Source organism: Streptomyces sp. 13-12-16, assembly GCF_002114215.1.
In the GTDB taxonomy this organism is placed as follows: Bacteria; Actinomycetota; Actinomycetes; order Streptomycetales; family Streptomycetaceae; genus Streptomyces.
This window is the reverse complement of the sequence record NZ_NCTE01000975.1, coordinates 1-4,117: the sequence shown is the minus strand read 5'-3', so window position 1 is coordinate 4,117 and position 4,117 is coordinate 1. Positions and strand designations below refer to the sequence as shown.

Genomic DNA, 4,117 nt, shown 5'->3' with positions numbered 1-4,117 from the left:
GGGGGTGCGGGCGCCGGTGGAGGCGGGGGGACGGTCGCGGCGGTCTTCACCTGGTCGGTCCGGACGACGACGCCCAGCCGGGCGCTGAACAGGGCCGCCACGTTGGTCAGCCAGTCGGCGGCCTCCGCGGCGTCCAGACCCGGGCGGACCGTCTCGCTCATGTAGCGGCCCGACTTGTCGTTCACCACCCAGGAACGCAGCTCCGCGTTCCAGCGGAACTCGCCGGACACCCGGCTGCGCCCCGGCAGCGTCCGGCCGGCGTTCTCCTCGCCGGGGGCGACGTGACCGGCGGCGATGCCGGTGTGGCCCAGCCCGTCCAGCGCCTTGCGCAGTGAGTCCGCCGTCAGGCCGGGGTCCTTCTCCCGCATCCCCGCCAGCAGCGCGTCGAACTGCTCCGGCGTGATGATCCCGCTCAGGTCCTCCGTGCCCAGGATCACCCGCCCGTCATCGGTGACCGTGTACAGCCACACCGCGTCGCGGTTGCCGGTGATCAGCAGGTCCGGGTCGACCTCGTCCAACGGCACCCACAGGGGGTTGAGCCGTACGTCGCCGTCCTGGTCGCGTTCCTCGTCCTTGACGCGCTTCGGGAGGACCGAGTCGCCGAACCGGTCGCGGGCTGCGGCGTCGCTGCCGTCGTAGTGGTTGACGCCGTTGTAGTAGACCTCCGTCTGCCGCGTGGCGTTGTCGGGCCCGGCGCCGCCGACCCGCCGCGCACCCGACGGGAGCGACCGCACCACGTCGACCCGCAGGTCGAACGCGTGCGCGAGAAGGGGCAGGAAGATCTCTCCCTCAGGTGTCCCCCAGCGGCGTTCCCAGTTGACGACGGCGTCCATGAGCCTGGGCAGTTCCGTGTCGTCCAGCGGGGCGATGCTCTGCGTGTAGGCGGTGGCGAGCAGGCGGGCCAGTGCGCGATCGTCGAGGTCGTCGGGCGTCGGCAGCAGGCCGTGCCGCTCGAGGTGCTCGAACATCCGGCGCGGGCTCAGGTCCTCGGCCTCCGCCTCCAGTACGGCCCTGGCGTCCTCCGGGGAGACCTCCGGGTCGGCGGGACGCGACGCCATGAGGGCATCGACGTACCGGGTCAGCAGGTCGGCGGGGTCGAGGGCCTCGGGCACGGGGACGTGCCGGACGCCGTGGTGGGTGAGGAGGTCCAGCATCCCGGCCCGGTCCATTCCCCGGACGCGTGTCCCGAACTCGTCGGCGACCGTCTGCCGGAACTGACCGACGATCTGCGGGTGCAGCCGCCCCCCGCTGCGGCCCACGTAGTCCTCCACACGGGACCGCATGGCGCGGAGCACGGCCCGGGAAGGGCCGGCCCCGGCGCCGGACCCGGCCTGCCGACGCAGTTCGCCGCGTACCGCGTCGGGGTTCCCCAGCCAGTCGTACGCGGCGCGGTCGGTGGCGGCGAGGTCGCCCAGACGGCCGCGGATGTGCACGGGGTCGCCGGCCATGAAGGCGTACAGGAGGCACTCGCCCGTGCCGGGCACCGGCACCCGGCGGCCCCTCGCCCGGTCGCCGTCGCGCTCCGGATCGGAGCCCTTCTTGCCGTATCCCTGAGGCGGAACGTTCGGCGGCTGGGGCTCCGGTGCGACGGCCTTCGCCTTCGGCGCCGAGGGTTGCGGGTCCTCCGACATGGGCTGCTTGCCCTTCGGCGGCTGCGGGTCCGCGCTCTTCGGCAGGGTCTCCGCGCCCTTCGGCGCCGGGAGTTGTGTGCCCTTCGGCGGTGCGGGGGTGGTCGGCAGGGCCAGTTGGTAGTGGCGGTCGTCGAGGCTCAGGACCACGTGTGCGCCGGAGTGGGCGGAGGTGCCGACGAGTGCCTGGAGGTTGCCGGCGCCCGCCGGGTCCCCGGGGGTGAAGTCCTGGAAGGCGCCGTCGCTCCCGACCACCGTGACGCGCACGCCGAAGGTCCGTGCGGCGAGCAGCGGGAGCAGGTCGGACGCGGCGTGGTTCCAGCCGGCCTCGGACGGGGCGTCGCCCCGGCGGAGGAGCTGGGTGATCGCCAGTTCGGCCCGTACCTCGGGCGTCAGGTCGACGGAGTGCGGCATCAGACCGCCGAGGCCGTCGAACTCCCGGCGTGCGGGGGTGTCCGTTCCGAGGTCCAGGCCCGCCGCGGCGATCTCCTCCGCGCTGAAGGCGTCGGTGTGGTCGGGGACGACGGCGGCCAGCAGCTCCTCGTCGGCGTGGTCGGTGAGCCAGGAGGCCATCCTCCTGCGCAGGTCGGACATCGCCCGTGGATCGGCGGGGTCGATGCCCTGCGCGGCCAGCAGTCCCGGGGCGGCGCGTTCGAGGCCGAGGGCGAGCGCGCGGAAGAAGGCGTCGCCGTCCCTCGGCACGTCCTGGAGCGCGTACGTCTCGTTCGTGGGTGACGTGAGGACGGTGTCCGGTGCCGTACCGGTCCTGGTGTAGCGGGGCGGGGCCGGGGGCTTGGCCACGGGTTCCTTGGGCGGGGCCTGATAGGTGACCGCGGGCGGCTCGGCGAGACCGTCCAGCTCCTCCCGGCCCTCCGCGGTGGCCGCGAGCCGGTGCCAGCGGGTGAGCTGGTCCGCCCCGGCCCGTACCCGGTGGTACTCCGCCGCGGCCTTCTCCGCCGTGTCCCTGAGTGCGTCCAGCTCGGCGCGCCGGGTGTCGAAGGCGTCGCGTGCCGTGTCCCGGCGTGCGGTGGCCTCGTCGAGGGCCCGGCCGGGCGCTCGCGCGGACAGCAGGGCCGCGTCGAGCCGCCCGTCGGCCAGCGCCTTCTCGGTGCGCGCGGTCTCCAGCCGCAGGTCGGCCGCCTTCCTCAGTTTCCCGGCGGCCTCTTCCGCGTCGGCGAGGCGTGCCAGGGCGGCGTCCTGCTCGTCCCGCAGGAGCTCCGCCCAGCCGTCGTGCTCGGGTGCGGAGCCGTACTCGTTCTCGGCGAACGCGTCGACCTCGGCCCGCGCGGCGGCCACGGACCTGTCCGCGAGGTCGTGGTCGCGGCGCGCGTCGTTCTCGGCCTGCCGCAGGGCGGTGGCAGCGGCGTCGGCGTCGGTCCTGGCCAGGTCGACCGGACGGGTGGCCGCGCGGGCGATCCGAGCGGCCTCGTCGAGGGCGGTCTGCGCGGCGTCGAGGTCCGCGCGCAGCCCGCCGGAGGCCCGCCGCTTCTTCCAGTAGGCCTTGTCGGCGTCGACCCACGCCTTGCTCGCGCTCTCGACCGCGTCCCACGCCTTCGAGACGCGCTCGGGGAAGTTCGCGTCGGTGATGATCCGCAGGTCGCGGGCGACGTCCTCCCGGATCCAGGTGACGACGTACGCCTCGGACTCCATCGCCTGCGGACCCGACCGGGCCTTGGCGAAGGTCCCGCCCCGGATCCGGTTGGCGAGTCTGGAGTCCAGGATGCCGCGGTGCACGTCGCCGACGCCGATCCAGGTGGCCGGGACGGCGAACAGGAAGGTCCGGCCCGTCTTGGGCTTGAGGTTGCGGGAGGTCAGGTGGTCGTCCCCGACCGGCATGACGTCACCGTCGAGGTCGTTGGGGCCGGGACCGAAGGCGCCGATCTGGTTGAGGCCCGCGTTGTTGGGCGAGTCGTACAGGAAGGCGCCGCCGAAGCCCGAGGACTGGCTGTGCTCGACGGACGACGACGTGCCGGCGTTGTCCCCGTACCGCCTGAGCACCTCCAGCTTCTTGCCGTCGGCGACCGTCAGCAGCAGCGCGCGGCTGAAGTCGGGCGCCGAGCGCAGCGTCAGTTGTCCGGTGTCGGTGCCCATGAGGGACTTCTCGGTCAGCCCCGCCACCTGGTAGCCGTCCGGTTCGGTGGTGCGCGGGAAGAACGCCGTGGCCGCCACGCCGCTGATGCCGTCCTCCAGCGCCTGCGCCGAGCCGGTGCCCAGGCGGGTCAGTCCGGTCTCCCTGGTCCTGCGCAGGAGTTCGGTGAGGGCGGCGTCGTCGGGACCGTCCTCGGCCTCCAGGGCCCGGAGGGAGAAGCCGACGTCGTACGCCTTCGTGAGGAGGAGGTCGCCGGCCATGCGGATGTTCTCGATGCCGATGATCCCGCGGGGGTGCATGCCGTTCTCGGGGAAGGTGAACCGGCGCGTGACGCCGTCCCCGTCCCGGACCGCCAGTCTCTCCTCCACCCCGGAGAGCGGCACCGGGCGGGGCGGACCGG

1 protein-coding gene is annotated in these 4,117 nt (G+C 74.0%); it reads right to left on the bottom strand.

Going from position 1 to position 4,117, the window contains the following annotated elements:
* Positions 1-4,085 (bottom strand): OTU domain-containing protein (locus B7767_RS33430; RefSeq protein WP_143652758.1); only part of this gene is annotated, 4,085 nt, incomplete at its 3' end.
* Positions 4,086-4,117 lie beyond the last annotated feature (32 nt).